The organism is Bradyrhizobium sp. LHD-71, assembly GCF_031157255.1.
Classification (GTDB): domain Bacteria; phylum Pseudomonadota; class Alphaproteobacteria; order Rhizobiales; family Xanthobacteraceae; genus P52-10.
The window spans coordinates 247,847-263,088 of sequence record NZ_JAVIFX010000005.1 but is presented as its reverse complement, the minus strand read 5'-3'; the positions used below and the strand labels follow the sequence as shown (position 1 = coordinate 263,088).

At 59.6% G+C, this 15,242-nt stretch carries 13 protein-coding genes and 1 pseudogene; 10 read left to right on the top strand and 4 right to left on the bottom strand.

Annotated elements, in window-relative coordinates; genetic code table 11:
* The first annotated feature begins 4 nt into the window (after positions 1–4).
* A complete protein-coding gene (locus RCO31_RS07580) occupies positions 5–2,212 on the top strand; it encodes a xanthine dehydrogenase family protein molybdopterin-binding subunit (RefSeq protein WP_308967647.1) in 2,208 nt (735 codons plus the stop codon).
* Positions 2,213–2,698: 486 nt separating this feature from the next.
* On the opposite strand, the gene RCO31_RS07575 is transcribed toward RCO31_RS07580, so the two are convergent.
* The 3 genes from RCO31_RS07575 to RCO31_RS07565 all read right to left on the bottom strand — a co-directional run bounded on the left by RCO31_RS07575 (position 2,699) and on the right by RCO31_RS07565 (position 6,818).
* Positions 2,699–3,316: a response regulator gene (locus RCO31_RS07575; protein WP_308967646.1), complete on the bottom strand. Its 618-nt coding sequence runs from the start codon at positions 3,314–3,316 to the stop codon at positions 2,699–2,701.
* 92 nt (positions 3,317–3,408) lie between these two features.
* Positions 3,409–3,783, bottom strand: coding sequence for a response regulator (locus RCO31_RS07570; protein WP_308967645.1), 375 nt, complete (start codon positions 3,781–3,783; stop codon positions 3,409–3,411).
* Positions 3,780–6,818, bottom strand: a complete 3,039-nt coding sequence (locus RCO31_RS07565; protein WP_308967644.1) for a PAS domain S-box protein — start codon at positions 6,816–6,818, stop codon at positions 3,780–3,782. The genes RCO31_RS07570 and RCO31_RS07565 overlap by 4 nt, the downstream gene beginning before the upstream one ends.
* 354 nt (positions 6,819–7,172) lie before the next feature.
* Between RCO31_RS07565 and RCO31_RS07560 the strand changes: the two genes are divergently transcribed.
* The 7 genes from RCO31_RS07560 to RCO31_RS07530 all read left to right on the top strand — a co-directional run bounded on the left by RCO31_RS07560 (position 7,173) and on the right by RCO31_RS07530 (position 13,786).
* Positions 7,173–8,057, top strand: coding sequence for a LysR family transcriptional regulator (locus RCO31_RS07560; RefSeq protein ID WP_308967643.1), 885 nt, complete (start codon positions 7,173–7,175; stop codon positions 8,055–8,057).
* A gap of 808 nt (positions 8,058–8,865) precedes the next feature.
* Positions 8,866–9,735 carry a class II fructose-bisphosphate aldolase gene (locus tag RCO31_RS07555; protein WP_308967642.1) on the top strand — a complete coding sequence of 290 codons (870 nt, stop codon included), beginning with the start codon at positions 8,866–8,868 and terminating at the stop codon, positions 9,733–9,735.
* Positions 9,736–10,218: 483 nt separating this feature from the next.
* Positions 10,219–10,926 (top strand): metal-dependent hydrolase, encoded by a 708-nt coding sequence (locus tag RCO31_RS07550; RefSeq protein WP_308967641.1) that lies wholly within the window; start codon positions 10,219–10,221, stop codon positions 10,924–10,926.
* A gap of 57 nt (positions 10,927–10,983) precedes the next feature.
* The gene (locus tag RCO31_RS07545; protein ID WP_308967639.1) at positions 10,984–11,499 is read left to right on the top strand and encodes a hypothetical protein; all 516 of its coding nucleotides are present in this window, start codon (positions 10,984–10,986) and stop codon (positions 11,497–11,499) included.
* Positions 11,500–12,005: 506 nt separating this feature from the next.
* Positions 12,006–12,290: a GNAT family N-acetyltransferase gene (locus RCO31_RS07540; RefSeq protein WP_308967638.1), complete on the top strand. Its 285-nt coding sequence runs from the start codon at positions 12,006–12,008 to the stop codon at positions 12,288–12,290.
* Positions 12,291–12,497: 207 nt separating this feature from the next.
* Positions 12,498–13,073: a cytochrome P460 family protein gene (locus RCO31_RS07535; RefSeq protein WP_308967636.1), complete on the top strand. Its 576-nt coding sequence runs from the start codon at positions 12,498–12,500 to the stop codon at positions 13,071–13,073.
* Between the two features lie 179 nt (positions 13,074–13,252).
* A complete protein-coding gene (locus tag RCO31_RS07530) occupies positions 13,253–13,786 on the top strand; it encodes a DUF1993 family protein (RefSeq protein ID WP_308967634.1) in 534 nt (177 codons plus the stop codon).
* 131 nt (positions 13,787–13,917) lie between these two features.
* Here the strand turns inward: RCO31_RS07530 and msrA are convergent.
* Positions 13,918–14,370: pseudogene (msrA, locus tag RCO31_RS07525) on the bottom strand (peptide-methionine (S)-S-oxide reductase MsrA).
* 165 nt (positions 14,371–14,535) lie between these two features.
* Here msrA and RCO31_RS07520 point away from each other — a divergent pair.
* Together RCO31_RS07520 and RCO31_RS07515 are read left to right on the top strand one after the other, a co-directional pair.
* Positions 14,536–14,847 (top strand): hypothetical protein, encoded by a 312-nt coding sequence (locus RCO31_RS07520; RefSeq protein ID WP_308967633.1) that lies wholly within the window; start codon positions 14,536–14,538, stop codon positions 14,845–14,847.
* Positions 14,848–14,871: 24 nt separating this feature from the next.
* Complete coding sequence (locus RCO31_RS07515; RefSeq protein WP_308967632.1) at positions 14,872–15,222, top strand: hypothetical protein; 351 nt, start codon at positions 14,872–14,874, stop codon at positions 15,220–15,222.
* Positions 15,223–15,242: the final 20 nt, after the last annotated feature.

The following is a 15,242-nucleotide window of genomic DNA, read 5'->3' as shown; positions in this document are numbered from 1 at the left end:
GATCATGGACGGGCTTATTCTGAGAGAGCAGATTGCTGATGAAGCGGCTGTATCGCGCCGAACCTTTCTTCAGGGTACAGGTCTGCTGCTCGGTTTTGTGCTGACCGGTGCGCGCACGCAGTCGGTTTTCGCAGCGCCGGCTTCGCAAGTGCTCGACAATGAAGTCACGGGCACGTTCGCGCCGAATGGATTTATACGGATCAATCCAGCCGGCGCGGTGATCCTCGTCATGCCGATGATCGAGATGGGCCAAGGGGTTTACACGTCTCTCTCGATGCTTCTGGCCGAAGAACTGGAAGTCGGGCTTGACCAGATTCAGCTTCAGCATGCGCCGCCAAACCATGCGCTTTACGTCAATTCGATTATTGGCATCCAAAACACAGGCGGTTCGGCCTCTGTCCGCGCGTTCTGGACGCCGCTGCGTCAAGCAGGCGCAGTGGGGCGTAATCTGCTGATTGCGGCCGCCGCCAAGCGGTGGAGTGTTGATCCAGCGACCTGCCGCGCCAAGGACGGCGTCGTGTTCAACGCATCCGGCTCGAAGCAACTGAGTTACGGCGAACTTGCGGAGGCTGCGGCGAAGTTGCCCGTGCCGGATGCGGCCAAGGTCAAATTGAAGGATCTAAAGGATTTCACGCTGATCGGAACGCGCGCCAAGCGCGTGGATTCAGCAATAAAGGTCGATGGGCGCGCACTCTACGGTATCGACGCGAGATTGCCCGGCATGAGGGTTGCGGCGGTTGCAATTTCGCCCGTGCTTGGTGGCAAGGCGAAAACTGTGGACGAGAAGGCCGCGCGGGCCGTGAAAGGCGTCCGGCAGGTGGTCAATATCGGAGAAGTCGTCGCCGTGGTGGCCGATCACACAGGCGCGGCGAAGAAGGGTCTCGAGGCTGCTGTTATCACGTGGGACGACGGGCCGAACGGCAAGGTCAGCAACGCTGACATCGTCAAGCACTTGGAGGAGGAGTCCAAAAGGCCGGGCGTGGTTGCTCGTAACGACGGTGACGCGCAGAACGCTCTTGCGGCCGCGGCACAACGGGTTGACGCCATCTATCAGGTCCCTTTCCTCGCACACGCGGCGATGGAGCCGATGAACTGCACCGTTCATCTGCGCAAGGAACGTTGCGACATCTGGGTCGGGACGCAAGCGCCAACGATCACGCAGTCACAGGTGGCCGAACTCACCGGCCTGCCAATGGATGCCATCAAAATCCACAATCATCTGATCGGCGGCGGCTTCGGCCGGAGGCTAGAGGCCGATGGTACGATCCTCGCCGTCAAGATTGCCAAGCACGTCGATGGACCGCTGAAGGTGATCTGGAGCCGCGAGGAAGACATCCAGCACGATATGTATCGGCCGTACTATCTCGATCGGATGTCGGCGGGACTTGATGCGACCGGCAAGCCGGTGGCGTGGACGCATCGGATCGCCGGCTCCTCGGTTATGGCTCGCTATTACCCTCCTTATGTCAAGGACGGATTGGACCCCGATGCCGTGGAAGCGGCAGCAGAGCCTCCCTATGCGCTGCCTAATATTCACGTCGATTATGTCCAGGTCGAGCCTCCTGGTGTCCGAACATCATGGTGGCGAGGCGTCGGACCTACTCACAATGTTTTTGTGGTCGAAAGCTTCATAGATGAGCTCGCGCATGCCGCGAGGCAGGATCCCGTTGCTTATCGCAAGGGACTGCTCGGCCACAATCCGCGAGCACTCGCTGTTCTGTCCCTTGCCGCGGAAAAAGCCGGATGGGGATCATCGCTTCCCGCACGCCATGGCCGCGGGGTTTCGGTTCAATTCGCCTATGGAAGCTACACGTCCCAAGTCGCCGAGGTCGAAGTGGCGGCTGATGGCTCTGTCAAAGTCAAGCGGATCGTCTGCGCGATTGACTGCGGCATGTATGTCAATCCCGATACGATCGAAGCACAGGTTCAGGGTGGAACGCTTTTCGGGCTGACGGCCGCGCTTCATGGTTCGATCACCTTTAAGGATGGTCGGGTCGAGCAGAGCAATTTCCACGACTATCTGCCGATGCGTATCGATGAGGTACCGGTGGTTGAGACGCACTTGATCAAGAACGCGGAAGCTCCCGGCGGTATTGGTGAAGCACCGACAGCCATTGTCAGCGCCGCGGTGACCAATGCGATCTTCGCGGCCACCGGCAAGCGAGTGCGCAGCCTGCCGGTCGATACGGCTTCGCTGAGGTCGTCGTCATAGTCCTTGTCTGTCGTCCCGCGCGCGTCGCCGCGTGCACGGGCTGAATACCCTTCTACGCCACCCGACACACAAATTACGTCACGCCGCTCAGCGGCTGATCGTCCCTGATACTGTGCGACCCGGACGTCGTCAGGCGTGGCATTGCCTCCGTGATACCAGAAGCAGTCGGGATCGCTGCCGCAGTAATGGTAAAACAATGCTCGACTTGTTCCGCCCAAGCGTGCGATTCGGATATAGACCTTTCCCGCGGAGGCCACGCAGGAGCGGGGATGAGCCCGTCCTTGCCGGGACAAAAGCCGGTGCGACACGGTCTGTCGCTTAAATCCCGGTGTCTTCGCCGCTCGCATGCGTGAAGTCAGCGGGGTTCTCGTTTGAGACCGCCCTGCGCGTCCGTATCCCACGGCGGGCTTGATCTCCCGCGCGTCGTTCCCTTCGCGGACCATCGCTACAGGCGCGCTTCGACGGGTCCGCTAATCTAGGCTAAGGCTAATGTCTGATGGTGAGACGAGCCGCCATGTTGACCAGGTCGGCAAGAGAGCCCGCCTCCATTTTGCGCATTACCTGGCCGCGATGCGCCTTCACCGTGATCTCGCTGATACCTAACTCGTGAGCAACTTGCTTATTGAGCAGACCGGTCACTACCAGCGCCATAACCTCCTGTTCGCGTCTGCTGAGCGTTGCGTGACGACCCCTCAGCGCCCGCATCTCAGCTTCGATGGCAAGCGCGGCTGTGCTACGTTTGAGCGCCTGCTCGATGGCACCCAGTAGTATCTCATCACCAAACGGCTTGGTCAGGAACTCGACAGCTCCGGCCTTCATCGCCTTCACCGTCATCGGCACGTCCCCATAACCGGTGATGAAGATGATCGGCGTTTCTGTGCGCTCGACAGAGATGAGTCTCTGCAGGTCCAGCCCGTTGAGGTCGGGAAGATTGACGTCGAGGATGAGGCAGTTCGGAACTAGCGCCCGCTGGCGGGCCAGGAATTGCTGAGCGGACGCGAACATCTCCGGCAGCCAGCCGGCGGAGCGGATGAGCAGCTCCAAGGATTCGCGCACGGACACGTCATCGTCGACCACGAACACGATGGGCGTTTCCTGCGGCATGACCGCCAACCTCCGCACGTCATCGGGTGGAGTCGCCAAGTTTGTCATCGTGGATTTTATCCCCTTGCCATGCGACCATCAAGGCGCGAGTGTCAGTTGGCACGTAGTGCGGAACTCAATGCCTCCTGCAGCGCGTCGTCGGTGAACGGCTTGAACAGACAGTCGACAGCACCTTGCTCGATCAGGCGTGGCCGGACGGTGTCATCCTTTAGCGCAGTGATGAAAATGATCGGAATCGGCCGGCCCCGACGCATCAGTTCGCGATGCAGCTCGGGTCCGCTCATCCTGGGCATTGCAATGTCAAGGATCAGACATCTGGTCTGATCGACGTGATCAGACGCCAGGAACTCCTCCGCCGACGAGAACGCTTCGGCGCTGAAGCCGAGCTCCTTTACCAAGTCAGGGAGAGACTCGCGTACTGACTCGTCATCATCGATGATCGACACGAGCAGTTGCGTAACGTTCATGAAAACCCCGCTACATTCTTGGTGGTCCGGTTGGCCGCCACGTGTTTCGCAGGGGCATCGTGAGCTGTGATCGCATCCCCGGAACAGCAGGGGATTGAAAATGAGAATGTCACTCCAGGGCCGTCATTGACCTGTGCCCAAAGACGCCCGTTGTGCCTCTCGATGATCGAGCGGCTGACGGATAGTCCAATTCCCATGCCATCGCTTTTCGTCGTATAGAACGCGTCGAACAGCCGTTCGGTCCCTTCGGGCCCGAAGCCGATACCGGCGTCGCGCACAGAGAGGCGAACTCCATCTTCGTCGCGTGCTGTCCTAACTAGCATACGCCGCGGACGGTCGTTGACGGCGCTCATCGCGTCGGCAGCATTACGCAAGAGGTTCATGATCACTTGCTGAAGCTGGACGCGATCGCCGCCGACCGGGGGCAGTTGGTCAGCCAGTTCGGTGTGCAGCATCACCCGATTGCGTTGCAAATCCCCCGACGACAGCATTATGACCTCTCGCGCGGCGTCGTTCAGGTCGACCGGCTCAACGGTCACCGCCCGCTTGCCGAACAGCGCGCGCAATCGCGCGATCACGTCCGCAGCGCGCTTGCCATCGCGTATCGTGCGTCGCGTGGTTTCCCGCGCACCCTCTACATTAGGCGGGTCGGCAGCGAGCATGCGAAGGCACGTACTGGCATTGGTAATGATGCCCGCCAGCGGTTGGTTGACCTCATGCGCGATCGAGGCCGTCAATGCCCCAAGACTCATGATGCGGGTAACTTGCGCAAGCTCGGATCGCAGCTTCTCGAGCGCCTCTTCCGAGACCCGGCGTTGGGTTATGTCGAGAACTGCGCCAATGTACTCGATCTCATCTACACGATCACGAGCGCGATGCGCAATCAAGTGCAAGTACTTGACGGATTGGTCGGGCAGCACGATCCGATGCTGGTATTCGAAATCGCTTTCCCCGCGTTGCGCGCGTCCCACCATGTCCGCCATCTGCGGCATGTCTTCAGGATGAACCCGAGTGGCGATCCGATCGAGTGTGACGACCGTACCCGGCTCGAACTCGAAGATTCGGTAAAGCTGCTCCGACCAGACGATGTCGCCACTGGTAACATTCCAGGAAAGATTGCCCATGCGAGCGAGATGCTGGCCTTCGGCCAGAAAGGCTTCGCTCCGCCTGAGAGCATCTTCCGCGAGCGCGCGCGCCGTCATGTCGCGCGTAACACTGAGCTGCAAGGTCGACCCGTCGCTGTCGCGCAAGGGAGCGGCGTGGGTTTCCATGTGCCGGCGGACGCCGGATGCGTTGACCAGGTCGAACTCCAGAAAGCCCTTCTCCCCGGCGCAGACCTTTTCGTGAAATTCGCGATATTCTTCCTGATGCTCCGGCGCGACGAAGTTGAAAAAGCTCTGACCGACCACTGCATCGACGGATGGCGCTCCGGCCATTACCGCGCCGGCCTCATTGGTGCGCAGCACGGTGCCGTCACGAGCAATCACATTCACGCATTCGGGCGTTGTCTCGACGATCGCGCGAAAACTTTCTTCACTGCGTTTGCGATCTTCCATGTCGGTGTTAACGCCGTACCATTTAAGGATATTGCCGTGTTCGTCGTGGAGCGGATTGACCCGGAATAGGAACCACCGATATTCGCCGTCGTGGCGACGTAGCCGCGCTTCGGCCTCTCCCGGCTTCCCCGAAGCCATTATGGCTTGCCACGTGGCGGCCAACTCATTCAGGTCCTCGGGATGGACCGCAGCCGTCCAGCCCCAGTCCTGCGCCTCCTCGGCAGTGAGGCCCGCGTAGTCGAGATAGTGCTTGTTCAAGAATTCAGCAGTGCCATCCACGCGTGCCGACCATGCCAGTACCGGAATGTTATCAATGGTAGTCTGCAGGTTGCGTTCGTTCTCCGCCAGAGCCTGCTCGACGCTTTTCCGTTCGTCGATGTCGGTGTGCAAAACGTACCAACGAACGATGTTCCCATCGGCGTCGCGGAGCGGCAGGCCGCAAACCTGAAACCAGCGATAGGTGCCGTCTGCGCCACGAAGTCGTTGTTCGGTATTGTAGGGGTTTCCAGTCGTGCTCGACCGCTCGATGCTCTCTACGAAGCGCGGAAGATCGTCCGGATGAACAACGCCAGCGGTCGCCCACTGTTTGATCTCATCCTCTGCCCTGCCAAAGTATTTGAGCATAGGCCTGTTGACCGCTTCAACCTCACCGTTCGGTGCAAGGATCGCGACACCGGCGGGAATGCCGTCGACGATTAACCGCGCATTGCGTTCGCTTGTACGCAGCGCTTCCTCGGCTCGTTTTCGATCATCGACGTCAATCAACAAATGCAGCCAACGTAGGACTTGGCCCTGCCCATCCCGTAAGGGCAGGCCATGGGCGCTGTACCAGCGGTACACGCCATCAGCGCGGCGGTGCCGGCTCTCGACATGATAGGGGCTGCCATTCTGGTGTGCCGCGACTTGCGCAGCAATCGTGTCATCGAGGTCGTCTGGATGGACAACGTCGGATGGCTTCCAGCCCTTCAGCTCATCAAAGGTTTTTCTGAAATAGTCGCGTGTGGGTTGATTGAGACCTTCGACTTCCCCTGATGACGAGGTGACGACGACTGGTATCGGAATGCTCTCCGCGACCAGCTGAAAGTCGACCTCATGCTGCCTCAGTATTTCCTCCTGACAACGCGAGACATCAATGTCGAGGGCGACTCCGCACCATTTGTTGATCTGCCCAGCATCGTCGTGCATTGGCTGACACTGGATAAGAAACCTGCGGTACAGCCCGTCCGAGCGTCGCACGCGGCCAGCGACCTCGCCCGGTTCACCCGATTCCAGAACGAACTGCCAGCCTTGGACAAGTCCAGCTAGGTCGTCCGGATGAACGATGGTCTGCCAATCCCAGCCCTGTGCCTCATGCAAGCCGAGGCCCGTGTAGTCGGTCCAGCGCCGATTGACAAAGTCGATGCTTCCGTCGGGCAGCGCAGTCCAAAGCATAACCGGTAGCGCATCCAATAGGCCGCTCTTACCGATCTCTATTGCCATCCTTCAAGTCCTCCTCATGAAACTGAGTCAGTACCTGGAAAACGTCTATTGTGCTTTGGTGTCGGTTTTTGTCCCATTGACCACCGCAAACGACCCAAAAGTATTGGCGACACCATCGTGCAATGGACTGGTTAGTGCTAGCGGACCAATTCTGCTGCAATTGAACCGAGATACGACAATGATTACTACGATCGAGACGAACAACCGAATATCCGATGGTGTCAGGTATGACCTCTTGCCGTCTAACGGATCGCGATTTTCAATTAGGTTCATGCCGGTTTGGCTGGATCGGCGGCTAGAGAAACCGCCTTCACACATGGCGCTACGCGAAGTGTCGGACGACCGCGGCAAGCGATGAACGATCGACTCTCAGCACTCAGGCTGTTTGCCCGCGCCGCGCGCGTCGGCAACTTCTCCAATGCCGGCCGAGAGCTCGGCCTGTCGCAGCCGACCGCATCCAGGCTGATCGCTGCCCTCGAGGAGGAGGTCGGCACGACGCTCTTCAGCCGCACCACCCGGGCGGTGACGCTGACCGACGCCGGCACGACGTACCTCATGCGCGTTGAGGCGATCCTGGCGGCGCTCGACGAGGCCGACCACGAGGCGCGCGGAACGGGAGAGCTGCGCGGCTCGCTGCGGGTCGGCACGCCAATCAGTTTCGGGCTCAGGGAAATCGTCCCGCGGCTTCCCGCGTTCATGAAGCAGCACCCTGCTCTCAAGATCGAGCTCCGGCCGACTGACCGCTACCCAGACCTCGTGACTGAGGGCCTCGACGTGTCGTTCCAGTTCGGCCCCCTCCCCGACTCGAGCGCGACTGCCCGCAAGATCATCCACCAGCCAAGGATACTCACGGCCTCTCCCGACTACTTGCGGGAGCGCGGCATGCCGACGATGCCGTCGGACCTCACGCACCACACTGTGATCATCAGTCCGGCGCATCCCTCACCGACGTTCTCCTTCCGCAAGGGCGGTCGCGTCACCTCCGTGCGGGTTGACAGCCCGCTCTCGATCACCACGAACGAAGTCGCCACGGCAAGCGCGGTCGCCGGGTTGGGGATCGCAGCGTCGAGCGAGAACAGCGCGCGAGCAGAGCTTGACGCCGGCAAGCTCGTGCGGGTGTTGCCTGACTGGGATTTCGGCTCGCAGGAGCTGAACGCGGTCTTCGTGAGCGGAAAGACAATAAAGCCTGCCGCCCGCGCATTTACCGACTTCCTTCTCAGGGAGCTCCGCGCGCACTAGGACGGCCACCGATCCGGGCATCGCGGCCACGGCGCGGCATTCCCGGTAGTTGTTGACACGATAGCTTTACCCGTTCCGCGCCGAAACCTACCGCTCGCAAACAAACACCCAACCGAAGGCTCAGGCTTATCCCGCAGGATTACGAGCTTGCCCCGATCCTGGCGCATCTGGTGCGCGCAGAACAGGCGCTCCTGGCTGACGAGGGCAGCCTTCGAACCTCGTGAACGATAGCGAAGGAATCAACGAACGAATGCTCCAGCCCCCACTCGCGTTGCGATTACAACGAGCGTTGAATAGGCCCAAATCCGCGCTGAGACGGGCCTGGGACGCCATCTGCGCAAACCCAAGTCATCGATAAGGACCTCCATTCGACCCTCTTGGTTGCCACCCATGGATGGCTGGGAAGTGTCGGTCGGCACGAAGCAATTCATGCAGCGTAGCTGGCATCGATTCGATAACTAATGGTAGTTGGATCATCCTCTTTCCCGGTCGTATGTTCGATGCCCTGCAATGGAATTGGGAACATGACCACGTCCGACGCATTCGGGAAGTAGATGATCGCGCCACTGCTCACTGGACTGGATGCTACCCATTCCCACGATTGACGTGATCGAGACGGACGGGCGGATCCGTAACGGCGCCGTCGAACCCGACTCACGGTTCGGGATGAACCGTCGCGAAATCCTCGCCACTCTGCGCCGCGCAGCGTCGATGTCCTAGGTCGCCGTCGCTTAGCGGTTAGAAGAAAGCAAGCAGCTCGGCGCTCCCTCGCTTGCGAGTCGTTGAATGGTGTTGGAAGGAAACTGTTATGTTCCGATTGCGTGACGTGCTTGAAGACGCTCAGAAGCGGCAGGTCGCGGTCGGCCACTTCAATGTCGGCGACTTAGCCACTCTGAAAGCCATCTTCGCCTCAGCACGGGAACTGAACGTTCCCGTCATCGTTGGGGTTTCTGAGGGTGAGCGCCAATTCATTGGCGACGGTTCGATTGCTGCGATAGTGCGAAGCTTGCGTGAGGAGTCCGGCGTCCGGTTGTTTCTAAACGCCGATCATGTCCATTCGCTCAAGAGCGCGATCGACGCGGTCAAGGCGGGCTTCGATGCTCTCGTGTTCGATCTGTCAGGTTTGCCGATCGGAGAGAATATCCAAAGGACCAAGGACGCGGTCAAAGAGCTGAAGGCGCTTAATCCTGCGATCATGGTCGAGGGAGAGATCGGCGATATCGGGACCGGTTCCGAAATCCATGAGACGGCGCCTGATCTCACAAAAGGTCTCACGCGCCCTGAAGAAGCCAAACGGTTCGTCGATGCTACGGGGATCGACATGCTGGCGCCATCCGTCGGTAACATGCACGGACTGCTTCCCAGCATGGTGCGCGGACAGGTGAAGAAGCAACTCGATGTCGACAGGATTGCGAGGATCAAGCGCAAGACGGCCGCGCTGCTGACCTTACATGGCGGGTCGGGGACTGACGACGACAGTTTGCGTCAGGCTGTCTCCGCAGGCATCAACATCGTCCACATCAATACTGAACTGCGCGTTGCGTGGAGGCGCGGCCTTGAAGCGGGTCTCTCAAATAAGCTCGACGAAGTCGTGCCGTACAAGATTCTTCCTTTTGCCGTCGACGCGATCAAAGAAGTCGTGATGGCGAGACTGAAGCTCTTAAACAATCTGCACTAGATCGGGACCCGAATGATCACCGAAGCTCATCTCGAGGCGCCGTAATGGACGGAATTCTCCCGCCCGGGTAATGCGCATATCGCGCTGGACCATCATGTTTTCGGGCTCGGGAAGGCTGAATCTTATACCAGCGATGCACGACAGGATCACTGAACGGACCAGATCGCACCCGAGAACATTGTACACGTCTAATCCTGCGGAGCAGCGTCCGTATATCGGTGTCGTTAGCGCCGGGTGGGCGCTAGCGCCGTCACGCGCCTTGATGCTCATGACGTTTCGGCAATTATCTCGCGCTATGGAAACCATATACGCCCGCTATTGGAAAACGCCATCCGGCGCTGCGACAATCGAGTACGTTTGTTTGAGGGCTCCATCGAGTAACGCCAATAGGGCATTTGGACACTACCGGTAGCCCTTGTCATGAAATGTCGACCCGGGTTTCCCGCAACAGCTTAATCAGAAACGATCGAGGAACACTGTCCTATGAAACTGACATGGTTCGGACATTCCGCATTTCGCATCGAAGTGGGCCGGTCCAAGATCCTGATCGATCCGTTTCTGTCTGAAAATCCGTCCTGGAAAAAAGGGTGGGAGGAAGCTGCTGAGGGTGTCACACATGTGCTGCTCACGCACGGCCACAACGATCACGTCGGGGACGCGCTCGCCATCCTGAAAAAGACCGACGCCATGTTGGTCGCCAATCATGAGATCTGCAACTATCTCGTCGGACAGGGTGTCAATGGCAACAAAGTCAATCCCGGACTCCACGGCGGAACAGTGGATTGCGGCGGCTTCACCACCGCGTTTGTCAACGCCTTGCATTCCTCGTCATACGGTATGAAAGACGGACAGAACGTCTATCTCGGCAATCCGACCGGCCTCGTCCTTCATTTCCCCGATGACAAGACGCTCTATCACATGGGCGACACCGACATCTTTGGTGATATGGAGCTAATCCAGGAACTATATAAGCCGGACATCGGAATCGTACCGATCGGCGATCGCCTCACGATGGGCGGCGCGGTCGCTGCACTCGCCTGTCGCCGCTATTTCAAGTTCGACACAGCGATTCCTTGCCACTACGCCAGCTTCCCCATCATCGATCAGACTGCGGAGAAGTTCGTCGAAGGGCTAAAGGGGTCGTCCACCGACGTTGTGGTGCCGAAAGTCGGCGAGACAATTACCCTCTAGCGGCGCGCTCACGGTACAGGTCCCCGGGGGTCCCCACCCGCCCATAGGATAGCCACGATGTCAGCAACCATAACTCTTGGCGGTCTCCTACGCAGTTGGCGCGGCGAACCGATTCTCAAACTGCAATCTGCCGGGCGAGTAGCTTCTCTTGCCCTCGATCTGCTTTCGTTGGGAAGCCGGATGGCGCTGGGGCTCTCGTTCCTGTTGTCGGTCAGCGATAGGCTCGGATTCTACGGAAATCCAGGCGAGCGGGGAGTTTCCTGGGGAACATTTGAGCGATTTTTGACCTACGCGGCCAAGGTAAATGCCTTCGCGCCCGCGTCGATGGTGCCTTTTCTCGGCACGGCAGCGACGGTTCTTGAGCTGCTTTTTGGCGTTACGCTGGTCCTCGGATTCGCGCTACGGTGGGCGGCTTTCGGCAGCGCCGGGCTGCTCTTGCTGTTCGGTTCGGCCATGGCGATCTCGTTCGGAATCAAGTCGCCATTCGACTACTCCGTATTTGCCGCCATGTGTTGCGCCCTATTTCTGGGGCTCGCCGGCTCGAATAGATGGAGCGTCGACTCTTTACGATGATGCTCGACCGGGTCGAGACGTGCAATAAGCTCTCCGCGGCCAAGCATTCAACAATGTCAGGGTTGGACTTTGCCGGCCGGACGGCATTCCGACGCAACGTCAAACCGACCGACAACTTTTTGCGCCAAAGGCTTCATCGAAAGGCTGTCATGCGAAACGCTCGCATGAGCATTAGTTCGACGAAAGAATAGAGCCCCGGCCGGTTCGCGCAATGAAGAAGCGCTCGAAGGCGGAAATGCCGTCCTAGATAAGGACGGCCAGCGCGGCAACGACCCGGCCGCCCTGGAGAACGAAGGCGGCGTGTACGTGGTCTTCCCATCCTTGAGCCACTCGAATTAATAGTGATCCGAGGCCGACGCTCTCGCGGTCAAAAGGCAAGATAGCGGATCGCGCCGCGAATCCATAATCCGTCGCCATTCGTCCAGGCACACCGATCATTTGAGGTGCGCCGGCAGACCATCGCTCGTTGGCCTGATAAATTTGTTGGCTTATCGCGAGGGAGATAGATGGTGGAAAGCGACGTCCGAGACAATCCGGCCATGAGTCGATTTGAAATGCCCATCGATGGCGGAGCGACCGCGGTCGCATACTACAAGGTTGACGACGATCGGGTCGTTCTGCTCCACACGGAAGTGCCGCAGGAACTGTCCGGCCGGGGATACGGCTCGCGCTTGGCGCATGGCGTGTTCGAGGCGTCGCGCCGCGACGGGAAAAGAGTGATCGCGAAGTGCCCTTTCATGTCTTCCTACGCCGCGCGCCACGCGGAGTACGGGGCTCTCCTGGATGGCTGAGCAAACACCGCGCGGAACACACGCGTGTGCATTGGCCTTTGAAGACGATACCCCACGCCTATCGAATGCATGTTCAAAGGGAATTTCTAATTCTGTCGGCTGTGTCCGATCCTGGAGGTCGCCGGATGGACCGAGTATGCGCGGCCGGCTGGACATTTATTGAAGCCATTGCGCCGAGCAAACGTCGCGGGCAGTAAAGGAGATCCCATGAAATTCTCGAGGACCGCCGGCCTCGCCGTTATTGTCGCGCTGGTCGCGGGAACCGTGGCGGCGCTCGCGCAGATGAAAGGAACGGCTCCGGCCACCCCGACCGCGAGCGTAGTCGATTCCGCCGGAAACCTGCGCGTTCCCGAAGATTATCGAACCCTTTACCAAGCGCTCGGGACCTGGGCGATTGCCGCTGACAGCGGGCAGGGCTCGAAGGAAATGCACGCCGTCTACGCATCTCCAGGGACGATTGACGCCTACCGGAAGACGGGAAACTACCCGGACGGCGCCGTCCTGGTGAAAGAAGTCTTTGAGACCTCGACGAACGAATTGACCACGGGCACGGTGAGCCACGCCGACAAGCTTAAGGGCTGGTTCGTCATGGTGAAAGACAGCAAGGGAACGCACCCCGACAACCCGTTGTGGGGCGACGGGTGGGGATGGTCATGGTTCGATGTGGACAAGCCGCTCAAGACGACCTCTACCGATTACCGTACCGATTGCCAGGGGTGCCATGTGCCCGCCCAAGCCACCGACTGGATTTACGTGAACGGATATCCCGTCCTGCATCGCTAGGCGGCCGCATGGGTACGCGCTCTCCTCTTGCTGCTGCTTCGCGGACGCCATTGTCGGGTTCGGCAACCTGATGTGGCCAGCCGCGAGACGGGAGGTAGTTATCGTGGCTATTCGTGTCGGTTATCGACCTATCGAGGCCGACCGAGGTTCAGAATACAAACGAGCGCATGGAGGTTGGCGTGTCCCTCTCGGTCTATGACATCACAGTCCCTGTCATGGTGCATGGGTTAAACGTGATGGATGATTACCTCGACCACGCCCAAGCGCTCGAGCGGACTAAGGGCTTTAGGCCTGGTCGGATCCTTGACGAACGGCTCGCACCCGACATGCTGACTTTCGGAGAGCAGGTCTCCATAGGCTGTAACAAGGTCGCCGCACACATGGCCAAGCTGATGCAGCGCGACCCACCGGCGGCTTGCAACACCCCTATGATGTATCCGGCGCTAAAGGGGCGGCTCCTTGAGACTCGCGGGTTCTTGCAAAAGGTGCAGCCAGACGAAGTCGCCCGCGCGCAATCCCACACATACGAACTGACGCCGCCTATCGTGCGTGGGTGGTACGGCGGCGACGACTATATTCGGCACCTGGTACTTCCCGACTTCTTTTTCCACATCTCTATTGCGCACGCGATCCTCCGACACCTCGGAGCGAAGATCGGGAAGCGTGACTACCTCGGAAAGCTCAGCCAGCAGAGTGGCGGTGACTATTCCTGAGACGCGGGCTCGGTGTACGGGCTGCGCGGACGCCGTCGAGAGCGGCAGGTCAGTTTGCGGCTCCCCGGTGGTTCACGACCTTTTTTGAATGAAGGCGCGGGCGGCAGTCGCCAGCTCGGCCGAAGTAACTCTCAGCTGTAACCGCCCGAGTGGCGTTGCAGGTAGTCTCGGTGCTCAGGCTCGGCCTGCCAGACCGCTCCTCGGGATTGATTTCAGTCACCACAGGACCGGGCCACAGGCCAGAGCTTTCGATTTCGGCGATCGTCGCGAGCGCCGTCTCTGCCGTTTGTCCGTATAGAAGATGGCAGAACGGTAGCTTGGTTCAAAGTCACTCCCCTGCTGCTCGTAAGTTGTCGGGTCGTGAAGCCGGAAGAATCGTTCAGGGATGGCCCTGTAGCTAACGACTGTCCGATCGAAGAAGATTTCGATCGCCTCGGCATGCCCCGGATGGTTACCGTAGCTCGGATTTCGGAGATCGCCGCCGGCGTCGCCGACGCGCGTCGCGACCACACCTCGCAGTCGGCGGAACATGTCCTGGACGCCCCAAAAAAGCATCCGCCGGCCAGTATCGCCTTCTCCGTCATCATGTTTCTCTGATCGGCTAGACGCCGCCACGCGACAATAGCGATCGCAGACCTAGTGAGAAACGATAGAAGGCGGGCATCCAATCGATAACCAGCCAGATGAGATGGTCGCGGGCAATCGTGGTAGCTAGTCTCTAAGATCGAGCCTCCGCGACGGGATCTGGCATGCACCAAAGCGACGAATACACAGCTAACGCTGCTCATGTATCGGCCCTTACCTCGGTCGTGCAGCTGCTGCTTGCACATGTCCTGGCACTCGAGCCAACGCAAGAGGCGGCCGACGCTCTGGTGGCGCGCCTGCGTAGAGCGTCGCAGCACGTCCCGCGGTTCGTGGCGGACGACGACCAGCACGCAAGTCCGGTGTCGCCTTACGAGGAGGAGATCGAAGCCTGCATCGGGCGGATTGTCGACGAGGCGGTTAGCCAGGAGGCGTATGCGCACCGCGTGACCCCCCGGCCGCGGGACGCGCGGACCTGATCTCCACAAAAACTGAGAGGATGGATGGCGACTTACACGATACAGATTCCAGGAGGTCAGCTTTCCGATAAGCGCAAAGCTGCGCTTCCCGAGGCGGTCAAGGACGCGCACGCTAACACGACCGGAACCCCCCGCGACCTCACCCAAGCAACCGTGCTTGAGATCTCCTCAGCATGCTTCTGGCTGCATGGCACTCCGTTAGAGTGCCATCAGATTTTCGTCCATGGATTTGTCGCTGGCGACGCGGGGTTTTCTTACGAGCCGGCCCTACGCGACGCCGTCGCCTCTGCGGTGGCGGGCGCCGCCGATTTCGACCCGGGGAGCGTCGTGGTGACGATCTCTGAGGTGCCGGTCGATAAAATGAAGCCCGGATAACCAAACCAATGGTGATCGCC

Coding starts and splice junctions, on each gene's coding strand:
- RCO31_RS07520 (WP_308967633.1), top strand. CDS start 14,536: ATGCACCAAAGCGACGAATACACAGCTAACGCTGCTCATGTATCGGCC.
- RCO31_RS07545 (WP_308967639.1), top strand. CDS start 10,984: ATGTCAGCAACCATAACTCTTGGCGGTCTCCTACGCAGTTGGCGCGGC.
- RCO31_RS07550 (WP_308967641.1), top strand. CDS start 10,219: ATGAAACTGACATGGTTCGGACATTCCGCATTTCGCATCGAAGTGGGC.
- RCO31_RS07535 (WP_308967636.1), top strand. CDS start 12,498: ATGAAATTCTCGAGGACCGCCGGCCTCGCCGTTATTGTCGCGCTGGTC.
- RCO31_RS07580 (WP_308967647.1), top strand. CDS start 5: ATGGACGGGCTTATTCTGAGAGAGCAGATTGCTGATGAAGCGGCTGTA.
- RCO31_RS07575 (WP_308967646.1), bottom strand. CDS start 3,316: ATGCCGCAGGAAACGCCCATCGTGTTCGTGGTCGACGATGACGTGTCC.
- RCO31_RS07540 (WP_308967638.1), top strand. CDS start 12,006: ATGGTGGAAAGCGACGTCCGAGACAATCCGGCCATGAGTCGATTTGAA.
- RCO31_RS07570 (WP_308967645.1), bottom strand. CDS start 3,783: ATGAACGTTACGCAACTGCTCGTGTCGATCATCGATGATGACGAGTCA.
- RCO31_RS07565 (WP_308967644.1), bottom strand. CDS start 6,818: ATGGCAATAGAGATCGGTAAGAGCGGCCTATTGGATGCGCTACCGGTT.
- RCO31_RS07515 (WP_308967632.1), top strand. CDS start 14,872: ATGGCGACTTACACGATACAGATTCCAGGAGGTCAGCTTTCCGATAAG.
- RCO31_RS07560 (WP_308967643.1), top strand. CDS start 7,173: ATGAACGATCGACTCTCAGCACTCAGGCTGTTTGCCCGCGCCGCGCGC.
- RCO31_RS07555 (WP_308967642.1), top strand. CDS start 8,866: ATGTTCCGATTGCGTGACGTGCTTGAAGACGCTCAGAAGCGGCAGGTC.